At 65.4% G+C, this 3650-nt stretch carries 4 protein-coding genes; 2 read left to right on the plus strand and 2 right to left on the minus strand.

Annotation, left to right across the window (positions count from 1 at the left end; genetic code table 11):
• Nucleotides 1-31: 31 nt before the first annotated feature.
• A complete protein-coding gene (locus EN906_RS26600) occupies nucleotides 32-760 on the plus strand; it encodes an AzlC family ABC transporter permease (protein WP_127270948.1) in 729 nt (242 codons plus the stop codon).
• Complete coding sequence (locus tag EN906_RS26605) at nucleotides 757-1053, plus strand: AzlD family protein (RefSeq protein WP_127270950.1); 297 nt, start codon at nucleotides 757-759, stop codon at nucleotides 1051-1053. The genes EN906_RS26600 and EN906_RS26605 overlap by 4 nt, the downstream gene beginning before the upstream one ends.
• 227 nt (nucleotides 1054-1280) lie before the next feature.
• Here EN906_RS26605 and EN906_RS26610 read toward each other — a convergent pair whose 3' ends face one another.
• Together EN906_RS26610 and EN906_RS26615 are read right to left on the minus strand one after the other, a co-directional pair.
• Nucleotides 1281-3125: an aminopeptidase P family protein gene (locus EN906_RS26610; RefSeq protein WP_127270952.1), complete on the minus strand. Its 1845-nt coding sequence runs from the start codon at nucleotides 3123-3125 to the stop codon at nucleotides 1281-1283.
• Nucleotides 3126-3263: 138 nt separating this feature from the next.
• A partial coding sequence (locus EN906_RS26615) for a 50S ribosomal protein L11 methyltransferase (protein ID WP_206529170.1) occupies nucleotides 3264-3650 on the minus strand: 387 nt, incomplete at its 5' end.

The raw sequence follows: 3650 nt of genomic DNA on the forward strand, positions 1-3650 counted from the left end.
TCCTACATCAGGCCCTGATCAAGGAGAGGCCATGTCGGCGCAAGCAATTTCCGAGAGCGGCGATAGAAGCGATTTCTGGCAGGGCGTGCGGCTGTCGATGCCTGTCGTGGTGGCGTCGGCGCCGTTTGCGGTGCTGTTCGGCGCGCTCGCCGTCGACAATGGCTTCTCGGTCCTGGAAGCCTTCCTGATGAGCGCGCTGGTCTATGGCGGCGCCAGCCAGATGGTCGGCATCCAGCTGTTCGGCCAGCATGTGGCGCCGTGGCTGATCGTGCTGTCGATCTTCGCCGTCAATTTCCGCCACGTGCTCTATTCCGCAGGCATCGGCCGGCGCATCGCGCACTGGCCTGTCATCCAGCAGGCACTTGGTTATTTCATCCTCACCGATCCGCAATTCGCGGTAGCCGAAGCGCGGGCGCAATCGGGCCAGACGGTCGGCTTTGCCTGGTATCTGGGACTTGGCCTGCCGGTCTATCTGTTCTGGATCGTCGAGAGCGCGCTTGGCGCGATGTTCGGCAAGCTGATCCCCGACACGCATGTGCTCGGCATCGATTTCCTGCTGCCGATCTATTTCCTCGGTCTCGTGCTGGGCTTCCGCAAGCGGCCGCTGTGGCTACCGGTGGTCATCGCCAGCGCCGCCGCCTCGATCATCGCCTATAAGACCGTGGGCTCGCCCTGGCATGTCTCGATCGGCGCTGTTGCCGGTGTGCTGCTGGCGGTCATCCTGCCTCCCCATCACAGCGGCGTAAAGGCGCGGCCATGAGCACGACCTTCTGGATCATCATCGCCGGCGCGGTCGCCACCTATCTGACGCGCATCGGCGGGCATCTGGTCATCTCCCGCTTCGAAACAATCCATCCGCGCGTCGAGGCTGGTCTCAACGCCGTGCCGGCGGCGGTGCTGACGACGCTGGTGGCGCCGGAACTGTTGAATGCCGGGCCGGCGGAATGGGCCGCACTGGTGGTCACCGCCGTGGTTTCGCTGCGCGGTGGGTTGATGGCGATGTTTCTGGCCGGCGCGGCCGTTCTGATTTTGGCGCGGCAATTTGTGGGCTAGGGTCTGGGCGCGATCGACTTGAACCGTTAGCGCTGCCCCTCATCTGCCTGCCGGCATCTTCTCCCCGTATAGGGACGGGGAGAAGGGATTTGTCTCAACCTCGGCGCTTTTCTGCAACGTTGGTGGTTGGCGAAATCGTCGATGACGGCATCCTTCTCCCCGTCACTATACGGGGAGAAGTGCCCGGCAGGGCGATGAGGGGCGGCGCCGACCTTCCAAGACTGATTTCAAATCTTCGCGTCGTGCGGCAGCGGGGCGGTGGCCTTTTCCAGCCAGGCCAGCGTTTCGCCGTCGAGCATCGGGCCGATCTCGGCCAGCACGCGCGCATGGTACGAGTCCAGCCAGTGCAACTCGTCGCGCGTCAGGAGGTCCGACTGCACCAGCCTGGTATCGATCGGCGCCAGCGTCAGCGTCTCGAAGCCGTGCATGGCGATGTCTCCGCCCTCGATCTCTTGCGCCGGTGTCACCAGGATCAGGTTCTCGATGCGGATGCCGTAGGCGCCTTCCTTGTAGTAGCCCGGCTCGTTGGACAGCATCATGCCTTCGAGCAGCTTTTCGGTGCCGGTGCGGGCGATACGCTGCGGCCCTTCATGCACCGCCAGATATGAGCCGACGCCATGGCCGGTGCCGTGGGCGAAGTCGCAGCCGTGCTTCCACAGCGCCATGCGCGCGACGGCATCGATTTCCGAACCGCGCGTGCCGGCGGGAAAGCGCAGCGTGGAAATGCCGATCATGCCTTTCAGCACCAGGGTGAAGCGTTCGCGCATCTCCTGCGTCGGCTGGCCGATAGGCACGGTGCGCGTGATGTCGGTGGTGCCGTCCTGATACTGCGCACCGGAGTCGAGCAGGAACAACTCGCCGGCCTGCAGCTTGCGGCTGGTGGCGCGCGACACGCGGTAATGCATGATGGCGCCGTTCGGACCGGCGCCCGAAATGGTGTCGAAGGAGACATCGCGCAGCGGCATCTGCGTTTCCTCGCCGGTCTGCCGTCGCGTCTCCTCCAGCCGGGTGACCACCGATATCTCATCGAGCGATCCGGGTTTTTGCCGCTCCAGCCAGCACAGAAGCTTCGCCACGGCCGCACCGTCACGCCGATGCGCGGCGCGCGAGCCGTTGATCTCGGCCTGGTTCTTGGTGGCGCGCGGGATGCGGGCGGGGTCTGCTGCTGCAACGACGGCGCCGCCATTGGCCTCGACCAGCATGCGCAGCCGGTCGGCCGCCAGCACCGGGTCGAGCGCGATTTTCGCGCCACTCTTGGCAAGGGCGACGATCGCGGCTTGGAATTCGCCGGGCCCATGCGGCTCGGCGAGCTGGGTGAGATAGGCCGCGACCTGGCGCGAGAATTTGCGCTTATCCATGAAAAGCTGGTGCGACCCATCGGCGGCAAGAATGGCGAAGCCGAGCGCCAGCGGCGTGTGCGGCACGTCGCCGCCGCGGATGTTGAAGGCCCAGGCGATGGAGGAGGGGTCGGTCAGCACCGCATGGGTGGCGCCGTCCTTTGCGATCGCCGCCGCCAACCGCGCGAGCTTGTCCTTGGCGAGCTCGCCGGCAAAGCCGATCGGGTGAAGTTCGACCGGGGCCACCGGCGCGTCGGGCTGATCCTTCCAGATGATGTCAATCGGGTTCTTGTCGAGCGGCACCAGCACGGCGCCTGATTTGTCGGCCGAGGCCTGCAGCGCCTTGACCTCGCTGATCGTGTGCAGCCATGGATCGAAGCCGAGCCGTGCGCCCTTGCCAAGATTGTCTTTCAGCCAGACAGCCGGCGGATTGTCGACCAGGCTTTCGATCGAAAAGACGTCCAGGTCGACCTCGCTGCGCACCTGCAGCGTGTAGCGCCCATCGACAAAGACGAAGGCGCGGTCGCGCAGGACGATGGCGACGCCGGCCGAGCCGCTGAATCCGGTCAGCCATTTCAGCCGCGCCGAGCGGTCGGCGACATACTCGCCCTGATGCTCGTCGGCACGCGGCACGATGAAGCCGTCCAGCCCGTTGGCTTCAAGCCATTGGCGCAGGAGCGCCACGCGCGGTTTGCCGACGGCCGGGTCGCCGGCGGAATCGAAGGTCTGGAACATTGTGGGCCTCCTGCGGTCAGCGCAACCGTAGCGTACGGTCACGGAAATCGGAATCGATTTCCGGCTGCGCGCAACCTGCTACAGCATCGCTTGACTGACAACCGGCGGAACTTGGTCCAAGCTCGGTCGGTCCCGGGCTCAATGCTTGAGGTGGATCGTCACCCAGCCCTCGCGGTGCAAGGTTCTGACGTGGCGAAAATTCTGGCCGACATAGGCCGAGATGACGGCGTCGCGCTGGCGGTCGAGGATGCCTGACAGCACGATCGAGCCGCCGAGCGCGATGTGGCCAGCCATTTGCGGCGCCAGCCGCATCAGCGGCCGTGCCAATATGTTGGCGACGATGAGATCGAAGGGCGCGCGCTTGCCGAAGACCGGGTGGTGAAAGCCCGGCGCGGTCACCGTTTCCACCAGTGCCTTGACGTGATTGAGCCGCGCATTGGCGGCAGCCACCCGCACCGCCACCGGATCGATGTCGGTGGCCAGCACAGGAATATGCGCCAGCTTGGCGACTGCAATCGCCAGCAC

This window comes from Mesorhizobium sp. M7A.F.Ca.CA.004.06.1.1 (assembly GCF_003999135.1).
In the GTDB taxonomy this organism is placed as follows: Bacteria; Pseudomonadota; Alphaproteobacteria; order Rhizobiales; family Rhizobiaceae; genus Mesorhizobium.